A 257-nucleotide genomic window follows, 5' to 3' on the forward strand; every position below is an offset into this window, starting at 1 on the left:
CAGGTTTGAGACACGATAATTGACAATTGTCAATTGACAATTGTCAATTATCAATTATCAATTATCAATCGGCAGGGTTGGGGAGTCTCCTCGACGGTTTTCTTAAGGACAATCGTGAAGGGAAAACGACGGTAGATGGCCGCTTTCCGAGCCTTCAACAACCGCCGTGCCGTGCCGGGGGAGCAAGGCGTTAGCGGTTTGAGTTGGGTGTCGAGTACGAAAACAAAATTAGACATGGTGTTTGTCTCTAACTCCGA

Annotated in this window: 1 protein-coding gene; it reads right to left on the bottom strand. The window is 47.1% G+C overall.

The genetic code is table 11. The features are described from left to right. Positions 1–50 precede the first annotated feature (50 nt). The gene (locus tag LKK83_RS16020) at positions 51–236 is read right to left on the bottom strand and encodes an RRXRR domain-containing protein (RefSeq protein WP_442957321.1); all 186 of its coding nucleotides are present in this window, start codon (positions 234–236) and stop codon (positions 51–53) included. Between the last annotated feature and the right edge of the window lie 21 nt (positions 237–257).

The sequence above is a fragment of the Phormidium sp. CCY1219 genome (genome assembly GCF_035615515.1).
Taxonomy (GTDB): domain Bacteria; phylum Cyanobacteriota; class Cyanobacteriia; order Cyanobacteriales; family Laspinemataceae; genus CCY1219.

Coding starts and splice junctions, on each gene's coding strand:
- LKK83_RS16020 (WP_442957321.1), bottom strand. CDS start 236: ATGTCTAATTTTGTTTTCGTACTCGACACCCAACTCAAACCGCTAACG.